General features: G+C 44.4%; 19 protein-coding genes. 9 read left to right on the top strand and 10 right to left on the bottom strand.

What is annotated here, in order from left to right:
• Positions 1 to 9 precede the first annotated feature (9 nt).
• From AB2J24_RS01165 to AB2J24_RS01150, 4 genes are all read right to left on the bottom strand, one after another.
• Positions 10 to 849: a cytochrome c1 gene (locus AB2J24_RS01165; protein ID WP_367384133.1), complete on the bottom strand. Its 840-nt coding sequence runs from the start codon at positions 847 to 849 to the stop codon at positions 10 to 12.
• Positions 850 to 873: 24 nt separating this feature from the next.
• The gene (locus AB2J24_RS01160; protein WP_162652699.1) at positions 874 to 2,169 is read right to left on the bottom strand and encodes a cytochrome b; all 1,296 of its coding nucleotides are present in this window, start codon (positions 2,167 to 2,169) and stop codon (positions 874 to 876) included.
• An 11-nt stretch (positions 2,170 to 2,180) separates the two neighbouring features.
• Positions 2,181 to 2,744, bottom strand: a complete 564-nt coding sequence (gene petA, locus AB2J24_RS01155) for a ubiquinol-cytochrome c reductase iron-sulfur subunit (protein WP_162652700.1) — start codon at positions 2,742 to 2,744, stop codon at positions 2,181 to 2,183.
• 276 nt (positions 2,745 to 3,020) lie between these two features.
• A complete protein-coding gene (locus tag AB2J24_RS01150) occupies positions 3,021 to 4,883 on the bottom strand; it encodes an ABC transporter ATP-binding protein (protein WP_367384132.1) in 1,863 nt (620 codons plus the stop codon).
• Positions 4,884 to 4,997: 114 nt separating this feature from the next.
• Between AB2J24_RS01150 and AB2J24_RS01145 the strand changes: the two genes are divergently transcribed.
• A complete protein-coding gene (locus AB2J24_RS01145) occupies positions 4,998 to 5,876 on the top strand; it encodes a polysaccharide deacetylase family protein (RefSeq protein ID WP_162652702.1) in 879 nt (292 codons plus the stop codon).
• A 38-nt stretch (positions 5,877 to 5,914) separates the two neighbouring features.
• Here the strand turns inward: AB2J24_RS01145 and AB2J24_RS01140 are convergent, their stop codons facing one another.
• Positions 5,915 to 7,768: an ABC transporter ATP-binding protein gene (locus tag AB2J24_RS01140; protein WP_162653629.1), complete on the bottom strand. Its 1,854-nt coding sequence runs from the start codon at positions 7,766 to 7,768 to the stop codon at positions 5,915 to 5,917.
• 384 nt (positions 7,769 to 8,152) lie between these two features.
• Between AB2J24_RS01140 and AB2J24_RS01135 the strand changes: the two genes are divergently transcribed.
• Both AB2J24_RS01135 and hemF read left to right on the top strand, forming a co-directional pair.
• A complete protein-coding gene (locus tag AB2J24_RS01135) occupies positions 8,153 to 8,611 on the top strand; it encodes a tRNA (cytidine(34)-2'-O)-methyltransferase (RefSeq protein ID WP_162653630.1) in 459 nt (152 codons plus the stop codon).
• Between the two features lie 65 nt (positions 8,612 to 8,676).
• Positions 8,677 to 9,591 carry an oxygen-dependent coproporphyrinogen oxidase gene (gene hemF, locus AB2J24_RS01130; RefSeq protein WP_162652703.1) on the top strand — a complete coding sequence of 305 codons (915 nt, stop codon included), beginning with the start codon at positions 8,677 to 8,679 and terminating at the stop codon, positions 9,589 to 9,591.
• A gap of 9 nt (positions 9,592 to 9,600) precedes the next feature.
• Here the strand turns inward: hemF and AB2J24_RS01125 are convergent, their stop codons facing one another.
• From AB2J24_RS01125 to AB2J24_RS01115, 3 genes are read right to left on the bottom strand one after another with little or no spacing between them, the layout of a single operon-like run.
• Positions 9,601 to 10,848: a CCA tRNA nucleotidyltransferase gene (locus tag AB2J24_RS01125; protein ID WP_367384131.1), complete on the bottom strand. Its 1,248-nt coding sequence runs from the start codon at positions 10,846 to 10,848 to the stop codon at positions 9,601 to 9,603.
• Entirely contained in the window at positions 10,845 to 11,492 is a 648-nt protein-coding gene (locus AB2J24_RS01120; RefSeq protein WP_367384130.1) for a CoA pyrophosphatase, read from the bottom strand. Before AB2J24_RS01120 ends, AB2J24_RS01125 begins: the two co-directional genes overlap by 4 nt.
• On the bottom strand, positions 11,489 to 12,109 hold the full coding sequence (locus AB2J24_RS01115) for a DUF1285 domain-containing protein (protein WP_367384129.1): 621 nt from the start codon (positions 12,107 to 12,109) through the stop codon (positions 11,489 to 11,491). The genes AB2J24_RS01120 and AB2J24_RS01115 overlap by 4 nt, the downstream gene beginning before the upstream one ends.
• A gap of 128 nt (positions 12,110 to 12,237) precedes the next feature.
• Here AB2J24_RS01115 and AB2J24_RS01110 point away from each other — a divergent pair, with 128 nt between their 5' ends.
• Genes AB2J24_RS01110 through AB2J24_RS01095 form a run of 4 tightly spaced genes read left to right on the top strand, consistent with a single transcriptional unit; the run spans position 12,238 to position 19,089 of the window.
• Positions 12,238 to 13,248: an AAA family ATPase gene (locus tag AB2J24_RS01110; RefSeq protein ID WP_162652706.1), complete on the top strand. Its 1,011-nt coding sequence runs from the start codon at positions 12,238 to 12,240 to the stop codon at positions 13,246 to 13,248.
• Positions 13,249 to 13,252: 4 nt separating this feature from the next.
• Positions 13,253 to 14,194 (top strand): DUF58 domain-containing protein, encoded by a 942-nt coding sequence (locus tag AB2J24_RS01105; RefSeq protein WP_162652707.1) that lies wholly within the window; start codon positions 13,253 to 13,255, stop codon positions 14,192 to 14,194.
• The gene (locus tag AB2J24_RS01100; protein WP_367384128.1) at positions 14,191 to 17,019 is read left to right on the top strand and encodes a DUF4159 domain-containing protein; all 2,829 of its coding nucleotides are present in this window, start codon (positions 14,191 to 14,193) and stop codon (positions 17,017 to 17,019) included. Before AB2J24_RS01105 ends, AB2J24_RS01100 begins: the two co-directional genes overlap by 4 nt.
• Positions 17,020 to 19,089, top strand: coding sequence for a hypothetical protein (locus AB2J24_RS01095; RefSeq protein WP_367384127.1), 2,070 nt, complete (start codon positions 17,020 to 17,022; stop codon positions 19,087 to 19,089).
• Here AB2J24_RS01095 and AB2J24_RS01090 read toward each other — a convergent pair.
• Positions 19,063 to 19,587: a GNAT family N-acetyltransferase gene (locus tag AB2J24_RS01090; RefSeq protein ID WP_367384126.1), complete on the bottom strand. Its 525-nt coding sequence runs from the start codon at positions 19,585 to 19,587 to the stop codon at positions 19,063 to 19,065. The two genes, AB2J24_RS01095 and AB2J24_RS01090, sit on opposite strands and share 27 nt — an antisense overlap.
• Before the next feature lie 289 nt (positions 19,588 to 19,876).
• On the opposite strand from AB2J24_RS01090, the gene AB2J24_RS01085 reads away from it, so the two are divergent.
• Positions 19,877 to 20,857: a glutathione S-transferase family protein gene (locus AB2J24_RS01085; protein WP_367384125.1), complete on the top strand. Its 981-nt coding sequence runs from the start codon at positions 19,877 to 19,879 to the stop codon at positions 20,855 to 20,857.
• Here AB2J24_RS01085 and AB2J24_RS01080 read toward each other — a convergent pair.
• Positions 20,854 to 21,384, bottom strand: a complete 531-nt coding sequence (locus AB2J24_RS01080; RefSeq protein ID WP_367384124.1) for an NUDIX domain-containing protein — start codon at positions 21,382 to 21,384, stop codon at positions 20,854 to 20,856. The two genes, AB2J24_RS01085 and AB2J24_RS01080, sit on opposite strands and share 4 nt — an antisense overlap.
• On the opposite strand from AB2J24_RS01080, the gene AB2J24_RS01075 reads away from it, so the two are divergent.
• Entirely contained in the window at positions 21,367 to 22,257 is an 891-nt protein-coding gene (locus AB2J24_RS01075) for a metallophosphoesterase family protein (RefSeq protein WP_367384123.1), read from the top strand. The two genes, AB2J24_RS01080 and AB2J24_RS01075, sit on opposite strands and share 18 nt — an antisense overlap.

The raw sequence follows: 22,257 nt of genomic DNA, 5'->3' as shown, positions 1-22,257 counted from the left end.
GAATAAAGCTTAGTGCTTAATACGAGAGTAAACTGACTTCTTAGTCAAATACACCAATATTGTAAGAAGAAGCATGAAACTGATGACCATGAAGCCAATGCGTTTACGCTCGCCTAAATGAGGTTCAGCAGCCCACATCAAGAATGCAGATACATCCTTAGAATATTGATCAAGCGTTTCAGGCGAGCCATCATCATATGACACTTGCTCATCTGAAATTGGCGCCGCCATCGCTAAAGATGATCCACTCATGAAGTATGGATTGTAGTGAGTTCCCTCAGCAACCCCTACATCAGCAGGCGCATCTTCATAACCTGTTAGCAATGAATAGATGTAGTTCGGTCCCGCTTCATTATAGCCAGTGAAAATATCAAAGACGAACTGCGGAAAGCCTCGTTCAACATAACGAGCTTTCGCGATCAATGAGAAGTCCGGCGGAGCTGCACCATTGTTGGCAGCAGCTGCTTGCTCGACATTCTCATAAGGAGAACCGAAGAAATCTGTCGGTTTAGCAGGACGGTCTTCAACATCACCATCAGCATTCGGCTCACCTGGAACTTCTTTATACTCAGCAGCAAAAGACTTAACTTGCTCCTTTGAATAACCAAGATCTTCAAGAGAGCGGAAAGCAACGAGATCCATGGAGTGGCATGCTGCACAAACCTCAACATACACCTTCAATCCACGCTGCAATTGACCTTGATCATAATGGCCAAATGGGCCTGCAAACGACCAATCAAGTTCTTTAGGATGCTCAATCGGGAATTCACTTGCTGCAGAAGCTGCACCAACACCAACCATACCGACCAAAGTCAACGGCAGAAGGATGCTTGAAAGTATTTTTTTCATATCTAATTTCCTTTCTGTCGCCAGTTAGCCGCGGCTCTCAGGTGAAGCAGCTGCATCTGCAGGCTTTCCTGAACCGTTTTTATCAAGCACAGCTTCAGTGATCGAATTTGGCAATCTCTTTGGTGTTTCAATCAAGCCCAGAACTGGCAAGATAACCAAGAAGAATGCAAAGTAGAAGAGTGTTCCAGCTTGCGCCATTGCGGTGTAAACACCTTCGGCAGGCTTTGCACCCAACCAACCAAGCAAGACACAATCGATAACAAATAGCCAGAAAAACAGCTTGTACCAAGGACGGTAAACAGCGGAGCGAACTTTGGATGTATCAAGCCATGGTAGGAAGAAGAGCAAGATGATTGAACCAAACATCACCAAAACGCCACCTAGTTTTGAATCGATAAACCAAACATCAAAAGTAATCGCACGAAGCATCGCATAAAATGGTAGGTAATACCATTCAGGAACAATATGCGCTGGCGTTTTCAATGAGTCTGCAGGAATATAGTTATCTGCATGGCCCAAGAAGTTTGGCATATAAAACACGAAATATGCAAAAATCAGAAGGAATACCACCATGCCAAGTGCATCTTTAATTGTTGCATATGGCGTGAATGGAAGCGTATCTGATTTGCTCTTCACTTCAACGCCTGTTGGGTTTGTTTGCCCAGTAACGTGCAATGCCCAAACGTGAAGAATAACAACACCTGCAATCATAAACGGAAGCAGATAATGAAGAGAGAAGAAACGATTAAGAGTTGGATTATCAACCGCAAAGCCACCTAAAAGCAGCTGTTGAATTGGCTCACCAATTATTGGAAATGCTGTAAAGAACCCTGTGATAACCGTCGCACCCCAGAAAGACATTTGCCCCCAAGGAAGAACATAACCCATAAAGCCTGTCGCCATCATCAAGAGATAGATAACAACACCCAAAATCCAAAGAATCTCACGTGGGGCTTTATATGAGCCGTAATACAAGCCACGGCCAATATGCAGATAAACAGCAATGAAGAAGAATGATGCCCCATTGGCATGCATATAACGCAAAAGCCAACCAAAGTTCACATCACGCATGATATGCTCAACAGAATTAAACGCCAACGATGTTGAGGCTGTATAATGCATTGCCAGAATGATGCCTGTAATAATCTGCAAAACCAACATAATGGAAAGAATTCCACCAAATGTATATGCATAGTTCAGATTACGCGGAACCGGATATGATACAAAACTATCATGAACCAAACGGGGAAGCGGCAAGCGCTGATCTACCCATTTTCCCAAGCCCGAAGAAGGCTCATATGTTGAATGATCTCCACTCATAAAATATCCCCTTATGCTTGGTCTGTGCCGATAACAAGTGTTGTTTCACTTGCAAATACGAATGGTGGTTTAGGAAGGTTAATCGGTGCAGGCCCGCGAATAATCCGACCAGTCGTATCAAAGACTGAACCATGACATGGGCAGAACCAACCTTCAGGTTTTGAATCAACAACTTTTGGAACACAACCAAGGTGCGTACAGTTCGCAGACACAATGACCCATTTACTATCGGCATCTGCAGGACCACCAATGCGATCTACAAGTGGCGTGTAATCCTTCAAATCATCATCTGTGAGAACATCTGCTGTATCGATCTCATCCTGTGTCAGATGACGAATAAAATATGGTTTACCGCGCCATTTAGCGATAATTGCAGCACCTGGCTCAATTGACGAAACATCAATTTCAACAGGTTCACCGGCAGCAAGAGTTGCCGCATCAGGGTTCATTTGATGAACAAGCGGAACTGCGACACCTACGGCACCAACAGCAGCAGCTATCCCTGTACTTAAGTAAAGAAAATCGCGGCGAGTCGGCTCGCTTTGACCTTTATTTTCGTTGTCTTGTTCGCTCACGGCTCAACGTCTCCTTATAAGCTCCCCAATGACCACGTTAAAATGGTCAAGACATGAATCAGCACAACTTAGAAGCTGGGCTACCAATTGTGCGGGTTCTAAGCCCGTTGAGACAATAAGTCTAGTCCCAACTCCCAAAGGATGGCACATTGTCGCGGTAAAACAACATCAAGCTTATGCAAGACTGCCCTAAGCAGTGGAAAACTTATTTTTGCTGGCAAAACAGATGAAAATTGAGCAACTCAATCAAGATCAATGGAATCACAAAAACAAATACTAAAGTGTTTCTGAAGCTAAAAAGCCGCCTGATTGGCGTTCCCAAAGACGCGTATAAAGCCCTTTATTCAAAAGCAGCTCATCATGTGAGCCCTGCTCGACAATACACCCACCATCCAAGACGACCAATCGGTCGAGTTTTGCGATCGTTGAAAGACGGTGAGCAATCGCTATCACTGTCTTTCCGGACATCAGTTTTTCCAAGTGAGTTTGAATAATTGCCTCCACTTCAGAATCAAGCGCAGAAGTTGCCTCATCCAAGATCAATATAGGCGCATTTTTTAGCACAACTCGGGCAATCGCGATTCTTTGACGTTGACCACCGGACAACTTTACCCCGCGCTCTCCAGCAAACGCATCCAAACCTTTTCGTCCCTTGAAATCTTCTAATTCCGAAATAAATTCGCTCGCCTGAGAGCGCTCAATCGCGTGCTGAAGCTCATCAGGTGATGCGTTTGTATTACCAAACAATATATTATCACGAATAGACCGATGAAGCAGAGCCGTATCCTGTGTCACGACACCTATCTGCGAACGCAAGGAGCTTTGTGTAACATCTCTTAAATCTTGCCCATCAATTTTGATTGTGCCGCTGTCGACATCATAAAAACGAAGAAGTAGATTGACCAAAGTCGATTTACCAGCGCCAGATGGACCGACTAAACCAACTTTTTCACCTGGTTTTATATCTAACGAAAGATCATGAATAACAGACTTGCTCTTCTGATAATTGAAGCAAACATCTTCAAAATTGATGTGAGCATCTGTTATGCTTAACTCACTTGCATCATCTTTATCCGCGAGGCCAATTGGCCTTGATATCAGTTCAGCGCTATTTTGTATTGTTCCATAATTTCGCATCAATGCATTTAGTTGTGTCATCAATCGGCCTAACAGAAGACTTAAGCGCAACACGAGAGCCAGGCTGAACGCGACTTCTCCTATTGTAATTGAGCCGGAAAGCCAAAGATCAATTGACATTGCTCCTATCATTGAAATCATAATTCCGGAGAGGAGTGAAAGTGAAAATCTGACTGCCGTGATATTTCGAGTAAACTTAATAAGACTGGCAATGAACGTTTTTATCCCATCTTTTAGAAAATGGTCATTTTGTTCATCAGTCGCAAAAAGCTTAAGCGTTTGAATATTTGCATAACTATCGGTGAAACGGCCATTAAGCATGGAACCCATCTCTGCCATTTCCCGCGCAGATCTTCGAACTCTGGGAACAAAATATCGGGCAAGACAGCCAAACACAACAATCCATAAACCCACAAGTGCCGATAATTGCCAATCCAAGCTCGCCACCATGGACATTGTTGTGATGGCATAAATTACAATAAACAAGACAACTTGTAGCGCGGTGATCATGAGATCTCCCGTCGCCTGCCCCGATTGCATTACTTTGGTCGCTATTCGCCCTGCAAAATCATCTTGAAAAAACGGTAAATTCTGGCGAGAAATGTGCCTGTGCGCCTGCCAGCGTACGCGATTAAAAAACCCGGGAATAATAATTTGCTCTTCTAGGATCGCCCCGCCAGTTGTCACAACAACTCTGAGAAAAAGAGTTACGAACAACATTAAAGACAATTCAAACCCATGTGCTTCGATCAATCCCCGCCAACCAGCCGAAGGTTCAAGACCGCTCAACAGATCAACGATAAGGCCAATGAAGTAAAATGTAGCAGCCTCTAGAAGGGCGACCAGTCCGCCAAAAACGACCATCCCTGCAAACACCCATTTAGCCTGGCGCACATAATGCCAAACAAAAGCGGAAGCGTTAGAAGGCGGCAAACCATTATCCACATTTTTAAATGGCTCAATAATCGCTTCAAACTTTTGGAAAATGTATTTTGGAATCATAAAATCATACTATCGTAGATATCGCCTCACAGAAACGATTTACGCCTATAAAAGAAAAATTAACCATAAAATGAAATAACACTTGCAATTGAATTTTATTTGTATGGTGTTTTTATGCGTAGTGTTGTCGTCCTGAGTTTATTGAGTGTTATCTTATTGGCGGGATGTGCCAGCAAGAGAGTTAAAGAAGACCAGAACATTAGGGGTCTCACAAGTTATGCACCGATCAAGCAATCTCCTCATGTTGTTCGTCGAGACAAATCAAAGATTGAATTTCCCGAAACACCTAAATCATCACCATTGGCCAGAGGTAAACTCGTTGTTCCAACTGGTAATCTAGCTGGCCGCACTATCCACGCAAAATCTATCTCAGATATACGCCTGCGTCCTGGTGAGGTTGTACTGACATTCGATGACGGTCCAGTTCCAGGCAAAACCAAAGCAATTTTAAATACCTTAGATAACTTTGGTGTCAAAGCGACCTTCCTGATGGTTGGAAGCATGGTCAATTCCTACCCGAAAGAAGTCAAAGCCGTCGTAAATCGTGGACATTCTATTGGCTCCCATACTGTTGACCATGCGAACCTTGCAAAAGTGTCATTTGAATCTGCACGGGCAAAAATCAGAGCCGGAGAGAAGACTATTAAAAGTAAAACTGGCTTTTCTTCGGTTCCTTTCTTCCGTTTTCCCTACTTAGCAAGCACACCAAAACTGAGAAATTGGCTTGAACAGCGTGGCGTCGTTGTTCTTGATGTCGACATTGATTCAAAAGACTATTTTAAAGACTCTCCGACCACAGTCGCAAATCGCACGATCGACCGCGTCAAACGTAACGGCAGTGGCATTATCTTATTTCATGACATTCATGCACGCACTGTTGCAGCTCTTCCAGGCTTCCTGCAAGACTTAAAGGCAGCTGGCTTCAAGGTCGTCCATCTTAAAGGCGACACGAATAAAGGCGAGCGCCAGCTTTTGGTCAGTAACAGCAGCTAAAAATTAGCCGCATTATGAAGTTTTCAAGAGGCAGGGAATTACTCCCCTGCCTCCTTCTGTTCATTGTCGACATTGATGAAGCCACCTGATTGCCTTGACCAAAGCTTGGCATAGATACCACCTTTAGCAACAAGCTGATCATGAGTGCCCTCCTCAGAAATAGAACCAGCATCAAGAACAATCAGTCGATCCATTGCTGAAATTGTCGATAGTCTATGCGCAATTGCGATCACTGTTTTCCCTTGCATTAGGTCAAACAAGTTATCCTGAATAGCTGCTTCCACTTCGGAGTCCAATGCGGACGTCGCTTCATCTAAAACGAGAATTGGCGCATCTTTTAAGAACACTCTGGCAATAGCGATACGCTGACGCTGGCCGCCAGAGAGCTTCACACCGCGCTCCCCAACATGGGCATCCAGCCCCTTTCGTCCGCTTAAATCCTCAAGATCGTGAATGAACTCAAGTACATTGGCTCGTTCAGCTGCCTTTAAGATTTCTTCATCCGAGGCATCTGGCTTGCCGTAAGCTATATTCTCACGAACAGAACGGTGGAGCAGAGAGGTGTCTTGCGACACCACACCAACCTGCGATCTTAGCGAATCCTGAGTAACTTGCGATATATCAACGCCATCTACGACAACACGTCCCTTCTCAAGATCATAGTAACGAAGAAGCAGATTAATCAACGTCGTTTTGCCAGCACCCGAGCGTCCAACGAGGCCAATTTTCTCACCAGCATTAATATGGAGCGAAAGATCATCAATTACGCCAGCATCTTTGCCGTAATGGAAGCGGATATTTTCAAAACTAATCGCGCCTTTGTCGGCAGAAAGTGCGACAGCTTTATCTACATCTTCAATATCGATAGGCTTCGTCAGCATATTAATACCATCCTGAACAACGCCTATTTGCTCAAAGAAGCCTGCCAATTCCCACATAACCCAGTGGGACAGACCATTCATGCGAACTGCCATAGCAAATCCAACCGCAATCGCCCCTATGCTCAACGTACCTTGTGACCAAAGCCAGATAGACAGAGAACCAACGGCAAAAACCAAGAGGTTATTATTATATGTAACCCCAAGATCAAGTTTCGTAACCAAACGCATTTGCTTGAAAACAGTTACCAGAAACGGGTCCATGCTTTCTCGTGCATAAGACTCTTCCCGTTGAGCATGTGAGAACAACTTCACCGTGCCAATATTTGTATAACTATCAACAATTCGTCCCGTCATAATCGAACGTGCATCGGCTTGCGCCTGTGAAACAACACGTAACTTCGGAACAAAACTCTTTAAAAGCCATACATAAATAACCAGCCAAACAGCAAAGAGAATGGCAATCCGCCAATCAATTGCGACAAGCAAGACCATCATAGATAAAAGTTGCACGACAACATACACAAATGTATCAAGCATCTTCATCACAGATTCACGAACAGCGAGCGATGTTTGCATGACCTTTGTCGCAACACGACCAGCAAACTCATCTGCAAAAAAGCTCATAGAATGTTGTAATATCCGGCGGTGCATCAACCATCTAATCGACATTGGATAATTACCGAGCAATGTTTGATGCGTTACAAGTGAATGTACCGTGGAAATTATAGGTAGAATAAGAATCACAACCACGGCCATAAACCATAGATAGTTCGCATTTTCCTCAAAGAAGTTCTGAGGATCTGTGCCTGTCATGAGGTCAACAACCTGGCCCATAAAGCCAAACAAAACCACTTCACCTATTGCTATAAACGCAACAAGGATAGTTCCGACAAGTAGCCACGGCGAAGCATGCCGCGAATAATGCCAGCAAAACGCGAACAGACCTTCCGGCGGCAGAACAGGCTCCCGCGAAGGATACGGATCAAGGCGTGTTTCAAACCAAGAAAACATTTTCATATTACCTTTAGAAATGCATTACGGCCTCCATTGGAAACGGAGCACGCATAACGCTTATAAAAATATTCGCATACAAGATGCGAAAAGATTATTTTAAAGAAGACGACTGTAATAAACGAAATTCAGCCGTTGGCGCCTAAAGCGCAGAAGACTTACCCAACCAATGCCGGTCGCGATGTGCCAAATAGTGAGCGAACAATTGGAGAGCTGGTCATCATAATGTAGTCCATTTTAGTTTCTCCTTTTGTTGTCTAGAATCATACTTCGTGTTTACAAAGCTAACATATAAAATTCTGCTGGCCAGTAATTGTTGTAAAATCCTTGACCATAATCAAACCAACTGTTGCGCAATTGCATCAATCGACATATGTCCAGATCATGATCGAAATTGCACTTTACCAACCAGACATTCCTGGCAATACCGGCACCATCATGCGCATGGCCGCATGCCTTGGTGTTCGTTTTAACATTATTGAGCCTGCAGGGTTTGATTTATCAGCGAAATCACTAAGACGAGCAGGTATGGATTATCTTGAAACCGCTAATCTCACGCGCCACTTGTCTTGGGATGCATTTGAAAAATGGCGAGAACAAAATGGTAAACGCTTGGTTCTTGCCTCCACTAAAGCCGCCTCCCCATATACTCAGTTCGAGTTCGGCCAGAATGATATACTTTTATTTGGACGAGAAAGTTCTGGCGTTCCAGATCATGTACACGAAAAATCTGATGAGCGCATTATCATCGAAATGCAGCCAGAGATGAGATCTCTCAATTTGGCTATGTCTGTTGCAATGATAACCGGTGAGGCTTTGCGACAAATCAAACTGGACATCTAACAAACAAATATGGCGTTGCGTCTACTATCCTGATATCTTCGCGCCAAATAAATATGGACATGAACATGCGACAACGCCCAGAATTACCAAAAGAACTCCCGCACGACATCGAGGCAAAAAAAGATCAAGCACGTCTTTGGTTTGAAAACTTGCGGGATGTAATATGTGCTTCATTTGAAGCGCTTGAAGAATCTGTTCAAAATCCACAAAATGATGGCAAAGCCGGTAAATTCAAACAAACCCCTTGGCAACGCGACGAAGGCAATGGCGGCGGTGGCCTCATGTCAGTTATGAAGGGTCGGGTATTTGAGAAAGTCGGCGTACATACCTCCACTGTTCACGGTGAATTTTCAGAAGAGTTTCGCAAACAAATCCCAGGTGCAGAAGAAGACCCTCGCTTCTGGGCATCTGGCATTTCACTAATCTGCCATCCCAAAAACCCTAACATTCCAGCCGTACATATGAACACGCGAATGGTGGTAACGACAAGTCAGTGGTTTGGCGGCGGCGCTGATCTTACGCCTGTTCTTGATAATCGCAGAACACAAGAAGATCCCGACACACAGCTCTTCCACAAAGCTATGGAAATTGCCTGCAATCGACATAAAGTAGCGGATTACGAGAATTACAAAGCATGGTGTGATGAATACTTCTACCTCCCCCACCGCAAAGAAGCTCGTGGCGTTGGTGGCATTTTCTATGACTGGCTTCATTCCAGCGAAGACAATGGTGGATGGAATGCAGACTTTGAATTCACACAAGATGTAGGCCGCGCATTCTCAGTTGTTTATCCAAAAGTGGTCAATGCAAATGCAGAAAAAAGCTGGAGCGAAGAACAACGCAAAGAACAAATGGTTCGACGCGGGCGTTATGTGGAGTTCAATTTGCTTTACGATAGAGGCACGATTTTTGGTTTGAAAACCGGAGGCAATGTTGAATCGATACTTTCATCGCTTCCACCAATTGTTGAATTTCCATAACCTAAAGCATTAAATTTGTTTGAGTAAATCTTCTCGTTCAATCAGAAAATTACTCTCAATCCATTTATCTTCCAGCTCACGCAACTTACCGCCAAGTTGTGTGCCCGCCTCATATCCTTTTTCCATAAGGTCTTTTCCTGAGATAGGAAAATTCGGCTTCTTCCAGACATCCAGCCTTTTTAACAACTTGGAATATCCGGCCGCCTCCAGCATAGCATCGTCATTTACTCCAGCCTTAGAACGAGCTGTTATCAACGACAACTGGAGAACATCTTTATACCCCTGTACCGACCCGCGATAAAGAGCTCGATCCAACGCTGTTTCAGCCAGATCATGCGCAACCTTCGGAGTTTTAGTCCAATCTAAAAGCCGACCGGCCTCAGCACGAGACATTCTCAACCGTTTGGTTAATTCAGCGACACGATCTCCATCAGGGGGAATCATTCCTTCCAAGAGAAGCATTGGATCACTCTCCCAGCCCAACGCCTCACGAGTTTCCACAAATGGACCAACAAGATCGATACCCCATTTTTCCGTCTCAGGAAAAATCTCAGTTAATACACCTGTAGTTCGCATCCATAAAAGCGCTCGTGACGGATCCTTCGCCTCGAGTAAGCGGCGCATTTCTTTCCAAACCCGTTCAGCTGATAAAGAGGATAAATGATCACGAGCTTTGGCACAAGCTTTCAAACCTTCTGCATCTGGCCTGCCTTCTCCATAGAAAGCGAAGAAACGAAAGAACCGTAGAACACGCAAATAATCCTCTTCAATCCGTGTCTGCGCATCTCCAATAAAGCGAATGACTTTACTTTCAATGTCAGTAACGCCACCGACAAGATCGATAACATCCCCTTCGGAATTCACATACATCCCGTTAACTGTTAGATCGCGACGTTCAGCATCCTTTTGCCAGTCTTTGCCAAATTTCACCTCTGCATGTCGTCCATTGGTAGAAATATCCTCACGCAATGTCGTAATTTCAAAAACACCACCGTCTTTAACAAGCGTCAATGTTCCATGTTCGATACCAGTCGGAACAACTTTAAAGCCCGCACCTTCGGCAAGTCGTTTTACATCTTCAGGCAGCCATGTTGTTGCAAGGTCGATATCGCCAATATCTAAATTCATCAAAGCATCACGTACAGCGCCGCCAGCAATCCGTACTTCTTCACCGTCATGGTTCAAGATTTTGAACAGCTCATGCAAACCATCATCTTTAAACCATGATTGATCTTTTACGGACAGACGTAAACTCATACATATAGCCTTTCATAAAGCGTGCGAATTATGCCCGCCGTCACACCCCAAATTCTGTGCGTATCATGTTTGATCGTATAGTAGTATCTGGTTTTTTCTTGCCAGATTAAACTGTCCTGAACATGGTTCTGTGGATTCATAAGTTCAGACAATTTAACGGAAAAGATCTCACTAACTTCATGAGGGTTCGCTTGAAGAGAGTACCCATCTTTTACAACAGCAAGAATGGGCGTTACTGAAAATCCCGTTAGGGTATGATAAATTGGTAATCGACCAACTGTTTCAATGTAATGCTCTTCAAGACCTATTTCTTCGTGGGCTTCGCGCATTGCTGCGGCTTCGGCAGATACATCAGTTTCATCTATGCCACCACCTGCAAAGGCCACTTGTCCGGAATGCTTACGTAAAGCCTCTGTTCGCTTGGTAAGAATAACGTCGGACCCATCTTCTGTCACTGCAATCAATACAGCAGCTGCGCGTGCATCAGATAATTTGAATTCGTGAACCAGGTCTGGGTTGAGCCTATGATCCCCATAAGCCATCGCCAGTTGATCTTGATCATGCGATTGTAGGTCAAGCAAATCTTGCTTCGCAAGTTGAGCGAATTCTTTTGAGCTAAAATTAAAACCTACATTATCCATCATATCTGTGCATTCAACTCAGCTACAGACATTATTGGGAAAATTGATCCACCAGATTTAACAGCAAACATGAGCGTACCGTCAATTTCGATCTCTTCACCCAGCTCAATCAATTCATACATTGTAGCGCGATTAACGAGAGCTTCTAAACGCCCTCTTACATGAAAATAGGGTTTCAATTCATCATGCTCACCGGCGACTTCAAACCATAATGTATGCTCTTCGCCAACCTCAACAGTTTCGCCAACATTAGTCTGAAAACTCAAAACCTGTTGTCCATCCCTTTCAGATACGATTAAATCGATACCTAGGAAGTGCGCATCAATGACCCTGATTCTAACCTTCTCAACTGGTGTAACCAAGTATGTATGACCATCCTCATCCTTTCGAAGAACCGAGGAAAATAAATTAACAAGCGTCTGACGCCCTATTGGGGTTCCCAAGTAAAACCAGGTTCCATCAGCTCTGATCTCCATGTCCAAATCACCGCAAAACGGTGGATTCCACAGATGTACAGGCGGCAAACCGCGCTTCTTACCGCCCTCATCGCCTGCTGCCTTGCGTATAAGATCTTCAAGACCACTTGTATCTTTTATTTCGCTTATTTGTCGAGATGTCACGTTTCTGTCCATAAGTTGGTGATAACGAAATAGTGCATTCTCTACCACTTGTCAGCAGTGGAGAAGAGAATAAGCTATAAATAGGAAATTCAGCGCGACATCCAAGGCCTGATTGAGGAGTTTAACAAATGGGAAAAACCGAGAAACCATCATCAGAGTTGAATGACAAGCAAATTATTGAGCGCGCAGATAAAGCACTTGTCAAACTCGCGCAAGCCCGTCGCGAGGTTGGCGAAGTCATTTTTGGTCAGGAATCTGTGGTTGAGCGAACCATTGTTTCTGTTCTTTCGGGAGGCCACGTTCTGCTTGTTGGCGCGCCTGGCCTAGCTAAAACCAAGTTGGTTGAAACTCTTGGCACAGTCTTAGGCCTTTCGTCGAACCGAATTCAGTTTACACCTGATCTCATGCCAGCAGATATTCTGGGATCCGAAGTTATGGACTCTGATAAAGATGGAAAGCGCAAATTTCGCTTTATATCTGGTCCGATTTTCACCCAACTCTTAATGGCGGATGAAATCAACCGTGCCTCCCCACGTACACAATCCGCGCTCTTGCAAGCTATGCAAGAGCACCATGTTACAATCGCGGGGCAACGACATGACATGCCAAAGCCGTTTCATGTTTTAGCAACACAAAACCCCTTAGAGCAAGAAGGCACCTATCCTCTGCCTGAAGCCCAGCTCGACCGCTTTTTGATGCAAGTTGATGTACCTTACCCTTCCGTTGAAGCCGAGCAACGCATCCTTATGGAAACGACAGGTGGTAACGAAAAAGAACCTAAGACTATTTTATCAACTCAATCATTGTCTGAAATTCAAGAACTTGTCCGCGCAATGCCTATCAGCGAAAATGTCGTCAAAGCGATATTGGAACTGGTCAGATCAGCACGCCCCGGGCATGGCGACAAAAAAATAGATAATGCCGTTTCCTGGGGTCCAGGGCCACGTGCTGGGCAGGCATTGATGTTATGTGCCCGTGCTCGGGCACTATATGATGGCAGGTTAGCGCCATCCATTGATGATATTGCTGAACTGGCGCACCCTGTTCTTCAACACCGCATGGCCTTGAGCTTTACAGCCCGCGCTGAAGGCACTCATATCGATGATATCATCACGTCATTAGTTGAACGGATCAGGTAATGTAATGCCAGCAATCGGTCATCTCACGAAACCTGCTTTGGCAAACGACACACTTGCGCGCGGGCGGCTGCGAGCGGCATTGATACCCGATTGTCTGATTGAAGCACAACGTGTTGCAAATATCGTGACTGCCGGCTGGCATGGTAGGCGTAAACGCGGCATAGGTGACAATTTCTGGCAGTTGCGTCAATTTACCGAAGGTGAAAGCGTATCTCAAATTGACTGGCGCAGATCCGCCCGAGACGACAATCTTTATATACGAGATAACGAATGGGAAACATCGCACACCGTTTGGCTTTGGGCTGATCTATCGCCTTCGATGTTCTTCCAGTCAGATATGAGCGATGTATCGAAGGATAGCCGAGCTTTGGTAATTTTGTTCGCACTAGCCGAGATATTATCACGATCCGGCGAACGCATAGCCATGCCCGGCGTAATGGAACCAACGCTAGCAAGAAACGGTGCTGAAAGATTGGCGCAAGCGCTCATGGCACGTAAGCTAGTTAAGGCTGATAATGAATTACCAGACCTCTCAAAAATTACGAATATTGCGGATATTATTCTCATCAGTGATTTTTTAGGTGATGCCGAAAAGCTCTTCGAGCGTATTGCTCCAGCAACAAAGCATCATATTCGTGGTCATCTGGTTGAAATTAATGACCCTGCTGAAGAGGTCTTTCCCTATTCCGGACGGGTGGAATTTTCAGAACCAGAAACCAATTCTCGCATCGTTGCAGGTAAAGCCGGCATGCTAGCAGATGATTATAAACAGGCATTTGCAAACAGACGAGCTGCGCTGCGCGAACAAATCAGGAGAATTGGCTGGAGCTATAACACGCACCGCACCGACCGCCCCGCATCGGAGATATTAGTTACAGTTCATCGCTTCTTAGCTGGTCAAATCGAAGCCAAGAACAAATTACACTTTGAGACTGGCACAATATGAGCTTATTCTCTATCACATTCGCTTCGCCATTGATATTAGCAGCGCTTGCTCTACTTCCTGTCATATGGTGGCTCAATCGTTTAACGCCACCTAAACCTACACGAGAACCATTCCCGCCATTTGCGGTTCTGTTAAGCGTTCTAAAAAAGGAAGATACACCCGCAAAAAGCCCGTGGTGGCTCACCCTCATCCGCGTCTTACTTTGTGCTGTAATCATTTTAGCATTAGCTGAACCAATCTATAATCCTGATCAACAAAGACAACTTGCTTCTGGCCCTCTCGTCATAGTTATTGATGATGGTTGGTCGACCGCACCTGATTGGCAAAAACGGGTCAATTCTGCAAGCATACTCATAGATCAAGCTGAACAGCAAAACCTGCCTGTTCTTATAGCAAAATCAAGTACACTCGCTGCTGATCTTACACTCGGCTCAGCGGTTGAATCTCGAAAATTACTAGCTGCCCTAGCACCGCTTCCATCAAAAAATGTTCAACTAGAACTAAGCTCCTTTATTCGAACAGCAATTGGTGAACAAGACATTGGCACTTTAGCCGTTATCCTTTCACCTTCTGCATCAGATAATAAGTCGACCTCATTAGAATCATTAACCAAACTCGATGCCAAAGACATTCGATTTGTTCAATCATCTCCAACACAACTGGCAGCGATAAATTCAGCAACAAACAATTCCAACTATTTATCTGCGAACATTATAAGGCTTCCATCGGAACAGACGGCGAAATTTGAGATAACTGGGTATGATTTACAATCACGACCGCTTGTTTCAAATAATATAACATTTGAAGGCAATCAAAATAACGCAGAAGTTCGATTGGAAGCTCCATTTGAACTCCTCAATGAAGTCGTCCGAATTTCAATTGAAGGACAAAATACTGCGGGCGCCACCTACTTGTTAGATGATAGTTTTAGACGCCGTCGTGTGGCACTTTTTACGGGTAACGTAAATGACGTTGTTAATCCATTGCTTACCCCATCGCACTTTATTACGCGCGCAATTTCACCGTTCGCAGATTTCATCGACCTGACTAATATCAATCTAACATCAGGGTTTGAAACTCTGCTTTTGCGTAAGCCATCGGCGATTATTATGTCAGACATAGGAAAATTCGAAGGTGCGGTTGCTCAAGATCTTCAAAAATGGGTAGAAGGCGGTGGTCTGCTCATCCAATTTGCAGGACCAAAAATTGCAAGTGCAAGCGAACATTCTCTTCTGCCAGTCAAGCTCAGAGCTGGAGAACGGCAACTTGGCGGCGCATTATCTTGGAGCGAGCCCCAGCCTTTAGCATCATTTCCGAAAAACTCACCTTATTCAGATATAAAAATCTCAGATGAAATAAAAATTCAACGGCAGGTACTTGCAGAGCCAAGTCTGGATTTATCCGATAGAACATGGGCCAGCCTAACTGACGGTACACCTATTGTAACAACCCAGACATTGGGTGCTGGCCGTATCGTATTTTTCCACACAAGTGCAGAAACAAGTTGGTCAAATCTACCTCTATCAGGCCAGTTTTCAGAAATGTTGAGACGCACAATAAATCTTGCACGGTCTAGTACCGGAGCAATCACAACTGACTCTACGCTCAAAACAAAAACAAGCTTTCTGCCGCCTTACAAATTACTTACATCTAACGGAAAACTCACGAATGCTTCGGGCGACGCTAACCCTATGGAAATTGCAAACAATGGTGAAGTGTTAAAGCAAAACACCATCACTCCCGGGTTTTATGGCACAGAAGATGGATGGCAAGCTATCAATCTTTTTAACCAACGCGATAAACTTTCCCACCCTGAAATTCCAATTACCAGCGATAATATTACTGTCACACAGCTTGAGAATTCAGATATTTTTAAGTTCAAACCGTGGCTTCTGCTAGCGGGACTTTGTATACTATTTGTTGATGCGGTGATCATATTATGGATGTCGGGTGCTTTTTCAAAACGGCGGCTCATAAACGTCGCCAACAACGGTGCAATACAGGTTTTGCTGATTGCAGCAACTGTGAGCGTCCTAACTCCACCGCCTGTGAAAGCGCAGGACACCAAGCCAAATGATGCCTTCATCATCGAACAACTTGAAAGCACGACACTCGCCTACGCAATTACAGGCGATCAACAAGTGGATCGAATAAGTCGGTTAGGACTAAATGGTCTTGGCTTCTACTTAAGAACGCGGACCGCACTAGAACCTAGCGAGCCTGTCGGTGTCGATGTTGAAAGTGATGATCTTTCATTCTATCCGCTCATTTACTGGCCAATAAGTGATAGCGCAATTGCCCCATCAAAAAAGGCTGTCGAAAATATCGATAAGTTCATGAAACAAGGCGGCACAATCTTGTTTGACACACGAGATCAAAATTCAAATTTCGGAGCTTCGTCCAGCAGCTCCAGCCGCACGCTTAAGCTCCGCGAAATATTATTTGATCTTGACATACCCCCGTTAGAACCGGTTCCTCTAGATCACGTACTAACCAAATCTTTCTATTTGCTTGATCAATTCCCTGGACGGTTTTCAGGCAGCCCCCTATGGGTAGAGGCTCTTTCACCCGATAGGGATAATGGCGACCGGCCCGTTCACTCAGGAGACGGTGTTTCCCCTATCCTCATCACAAGCAATGATTTTGCTGGCGCTTGGGCATTAAATGAAAACAGGCAATCTGTATTGCCAATTATACCGCAAAATGAACGACAGCGAACCTTAGCATTTCGCACAGGCATCAACATCATGATGTATATGCTGACGGGAAATTATAAAGCTGATCAGGTTCATATCCCTGCCCTTTTAGAAAGATTGGGGCAATAAATGAGCATTACTTTTGCACCTCTTTTCCCAATTTATGTGCTCGCAACTGCGTTCGCGCTTACATCATTGTTAGTCATATATAGTGCAATTTCGTCGCAACGAGGGTGGGGATTGCGTGCGACGGCATTTTCACTTTTGCTGCTATCTCTCACCAATCCGATTTGGACAGATGAGGAGCGAGAACCAGTTAAGAACATCGTCTCTGTGCTTGTTGATAAGAGCCAAAGTCAATTGTTACAAGACAGAGAAAACCAAACTGATTCCACTTTATCAAAACTAGAAGACCAATTGGAAAAGTTTGATAATATTGAAGTTAAGGTACGCGAATTTAAGAATGAAAAAGCAGGTTCGCCTTCAAGTGACCTGTTCTCTTTACTCAACGATGAAATCTCAGATATTCCATCAAACCGGCTTGCCGGAACCATTGTGATCACAGACGGTCAAGTTCATGATATTCCACAAGACATTCAGACCCTGGGATTAAAATCACCCCTACATGCTCTCGTTACAGGTAACGAGAATGAATTTGATATCAGAATTGAAATCAAGCAAGCACCCCGATTTGCAATCGTCGATGAAACCCAAGAACTAACATATCAAATCTACGTTGACGGAAAACCAATTTCGGAAGTTGAACGGGAGTTTGAGGTCGAGATGAAACTTAACGGCGAATTCGTTTCCACTGAATTTGCCAATGCTGATCAATCAGCAAGTGCCTTTATTGATATTCCACGCCGTGGAAAAAACCTTGTTGAATTATCAGTCAAACCAATTGAGGGCGAAGTTAGCACGACCAATAATATCGCATTTGCAGACATTGAGGGCATTCGCCAAAACCTGAAAGTTCTACTTGTCTCCGGTGCCCCTCATTCGGGGGAACGCGCTTGGCGAAATCTACTCAAATCGGATACATCCATAGATCTGGTTCACTTTACGATTTTACGTCCACCGGACAGAAATGACGGCACACCAATTGACGAATTATCGCTGATTGCTTTTCCGACACGGGAATTATTTATAGAGAAAATTGATGAGTTTGATCTCATCATTTTCGACCGCTATCAACGCTTGGGTGTTCTGTCAATTCTCTATTACGATAATATCGCACGTTACGTGGAAGAAGGTGGCGCTCTGCTCGTGGCAGCAGGTCCAGAGTTTGCCGGCATTCAGTCAATAGCAACAACTCCATTGGCTCCAGTGCTTCCTGCGTTTCCGACGGGGAATGTGGAGCAAGTTGGTTTCTACCCACGAATTTCTGAAACTGGACAACGACATCCTGTTAGTCGTGATCTACAAGGGGGCAATGTGGAGCCACCTGCATGGGGGCGCTGGTTCAGGTCAATCGAAGTTTCAGATGTTCGAGGCAACAATGTCTTAAACGGGCCTAACGGGAATCCACTGTTACTACTAAACCGTGAAGGCGAAGGCCGCGTAGCTATGTTGCTATCTGATCATGGTTGGCTTTGGTCGAGAGGTTTTGAGGGTGGCGGGCCGCATGTTTCGCTCTACAGACGCATTGCTCACTGGCTCATGAAGGAACCTTTACTGGAAGAAGAAGCCCTCTTTGCCGAAACAAATGGCAATGAAATCCAGATAACCCGCCAAACGATGGAAGAAAACACCCCAACGGTTACAATTGTTTCTCCTTCCGGCAAGCAAGAAATCCTTGAAATGGTACCATCGCAAACAGGCCGTTTTGAACTTAATCGGGAATTTGCAGAAAATGGTCTCTATCAGATTTCTGATGGAGATTTTACAGCACTCGCGCATGTCGGAGCACTCAATGCACCAGAGTTTAAAGCAAGTGTCTCGACAACTGATCTACTGTTGCCAACAGTCGAAGAAACCAAAGGAATTGTTGCACGCGTTATGAAAAATAGTGCCGTTGTACTGCCGCAAATTGTACCGGTGCGCCAACTACCAAATCGAACCAGCGAACGGATGTATCTGCGTACTTCAAACGAGACGGTCTTGAAAGGAATTACACAAATTCCACTTCTTAGCGGCTTGCTTGGATTAGCCGCAATATTGTTTGCTCTTTCGTCAACCTGGTATCGAGAGGGTCGCTAGACTGTACAAAAAACGTACTTTACCAGTCAATTCCATAGGCTTTATCTCAGTAAATGGAAGAAATAGAAGACGGTCACGATCAACCGGTCCAGGCAGCTGCACATCATTCCCCGCTCGCGAAAATCCAGAGGGTGCATAATAGGCTTCATCACCCACAAGCAGCACACCAGCGGTATTGGTCGCCTTTGCCGCATGAATAGCGTGCTTAAGAAGCTCTCTCCCAATTCCTTTACGTTTAAAACTGCGATCGACAGCGAGAGGTCCTAACAAGTAAGCATTAACTTCCCCAATAGCAATCGATGTCATGCGGACAGAACCGATTAGTTCAACACCGTCTAAACACACGAACGATAGTGCTTTATCATGCGGACCCTGCTCTCGAACACGCGCAGCGGCTCTCGCATGACGTCCAGGACCAAAAGTCTCCGCATTGAGCTTTTCAATAGCATCATGATGGCATGGGTCTTCATTAAGGTAGGTGAACTGGGAAACGAGCATGTTAATATCCTAAATTACAAAATAGATAAATCGACCTGCCAAGCAGATCGTTAGTTACCTATCGTCGTCGTAATTTTAGAATACTCATCAAAATAAATCCCTTTATCAAAATTCAATTAGCAGCAAAAAAAACATACGTCCAACGAATAATTTGCCAACCGTAGAAAATTCACAGGATGTGAAATATCATGATCATTGCAAATTCCGATACAATCTGGTCCGGATTATGTGGCTTGTTAGCTTATCCATCTATCCCATATACCTAAACAAGATTATAGGAGATAAGACGATGGGTAAATTAGTCGACGGAAAATGGCATGATGTTTGGTATGATACCAAAGAAACTGACGGCCATTTTAAGCGTAAGGACGCAAGCTTCCGTAACTGGATAACCAAGGATGGCAGCGCAGGCCCCACAGGTGTAGGCGGGTTTAAGGCTGAAAAGGATCGTTATCATCTTTACGTTTCATATGCATGCCCCTGGGCACACCGCACTTTGATATTCCGACAACTAAAAGGCCTTGAAGATGTAATTAGCCTATCCGTTGTTGATCATTTTATGGGAACAAACGGCTGGGAATTCCATGATCGTGATGGTGGAACCGTTGATCATGTTCACGGTGCGAATTTCATGCATGAAATCTATACCAAGGCAATGCCAGATTATACAGGGCGTGTGACAGTCCCGGTGCTTTGGGATAAGAAAACAAACACGATTGTTTCAAATGAATCTTCTGAAATCATCCGTATGATGAACTCGGAATTTTCAGAATATAGCAATTCTGACTACGATTATTACCCCCAAGAACTTCAATCAGAAATCGATAAAGTCAATGAACTCGTTTACAGCAATGTAAATAACGGGGTTTACAAATGCGGCTTTGCAACCACACAAGAAGCCTATGAAACAAATTTTGCAAACCTATTCGAAAAACTCGACCTGCTTGATGAACGTTTAGGAACATCCCGATATCTCGTTGGCAATCAGATTACAGAAGCTGATTGGAGATTGTTTACAACGCTTGTCCGTTTTGATGCGGTTTATGTTAGTCATTTTAAGTGCAACAAAAAACGGATCGATGATTACAAAAATCTGTCAGGCTATCTTCGCGAACTCTACCAATATTCAGGCGTTGCAGAAACAGTGAATATGTTTCACATCAAGCAACATTATTATGCGAGCCACGAGACAATAAATCCAACTCGGATTGTGCCTAACGGGCCGGAGCTTAACTTAGATGCACCGCACGGCCGCGAACAAATAGGTTAACTCCAAATTTCGGAAATCGGTTGCTCGCCTTTCAACTCTGCCAGGCGAGCAAGCACTGGCTTGGTTGTACTTTCAGGCAACTTATCAACGTTAAAGAAGCCACTCTCAGCTATTTCGGCGTCAGGCAATCTAATTTGAATTTGCTCTACCTGACAAGAGTAAAACGCCACATGATCTCGGTTTGAATATCTTTTATTATGAAACATACCGATAATTTTGGGATCAGAAATACAGACGAGATTACCTTCTTCACGAAGTTCATTTCGCATTGCCTGGAGCATCGTCTGATTTCGCTCGACCCCACCACCTGGGAAATGCCATCCATCGACGTAGGTGTGCCTGACTAGAAAGACCTCGTCTTGATCATTAAACGCTGCAATACGCACACCCAATGTCATAGGTCGTTTAATTTTATGCCATACCTGGAAAAGACGAGCGATGTATAAAGAGGGAATATTCAAGCGTCTGAGAACTTGCCCAAAGCGGTAACCCACTATATCAAGCCTGTTATGTTTCGTCTTGCTCATATATCTGATCTCCACATAGGCCCTATGCCTAGCATGCGGTGGCATGAATTATTATCAAAGCGCATTACAGGCTATATCAATTGGCACAGGCATAGGAAAGCATTTCACCATGTAGCTGTTCTTGAAACGGTTATGAATGAGCTTAAAGGCTTTGAACCTGACCACTTAGCCATAACGGGCGACCTTGTAAACATAGCCACGCAAAGTGAAATTTCCCGAGCTCGCTTATGGCTTGAGAATAATTGCGACAAAAGTCATACAAGCCTCGTCCCGGGGAATCATGACGCGTATGTTCCCGGTGCATTTAAAAGTGCAACTAATTCCTGGAGGCCTTGGATATCAGGTAATAATGCTCGCTCGAACAACCAATTCCCCTATATAAAAATCAGGGGTTCCATTGCGATCATAGGGTTTTCAACCTCGAATGCGACTCTACCTTTTTACGCCACTGGAAATTTTCCGAAGATGCAGGCGGTTCTGGGAAGACAGTTATTAAATCAAGCAAAAGCGGATGGTCTTTTCCGAGTTATTCTTATCCACCATCCTCCCTATCACAATGCTACACACCCAATGAAAAGAATGATCGGCATAAATCGGTTTCAAGAAATGATATCGGAAACGGGTGTTGAATTAATTTTGCACGGTCATACTCATTTAAATACGGTTCATAATATTGAACTGCCTAAGGGATCAGCGTGTACGGTGGGCATATCCTCGGCAAGTCAGGCCTCTGGAGATAAGAAACCCGTTGCTGGATTTAATTTATTTGATATAGAAAAACAAACCAATGGCTGGAAATGCCTGCATAGAAGATATGCGGTTGAATCCACTACAAACTCAGCTAACCTAATAGAGAAAAATCAGTTATTTTAA

The sequence above is a fragment of the Lentilitoribacter sp. EG35 genome (genome assembly GCF_040784015.1).
Lineage (GTDB): Bacteria > Pseudomonadota > Alphaproteobacteria > Rhizobiales > Rhizobiaceae > Lentilitoribacter.
Note: the sequence above shows the minus strand (reverse complement) of the source record. Positions and strands in the feature narration are given on the sequence as shown.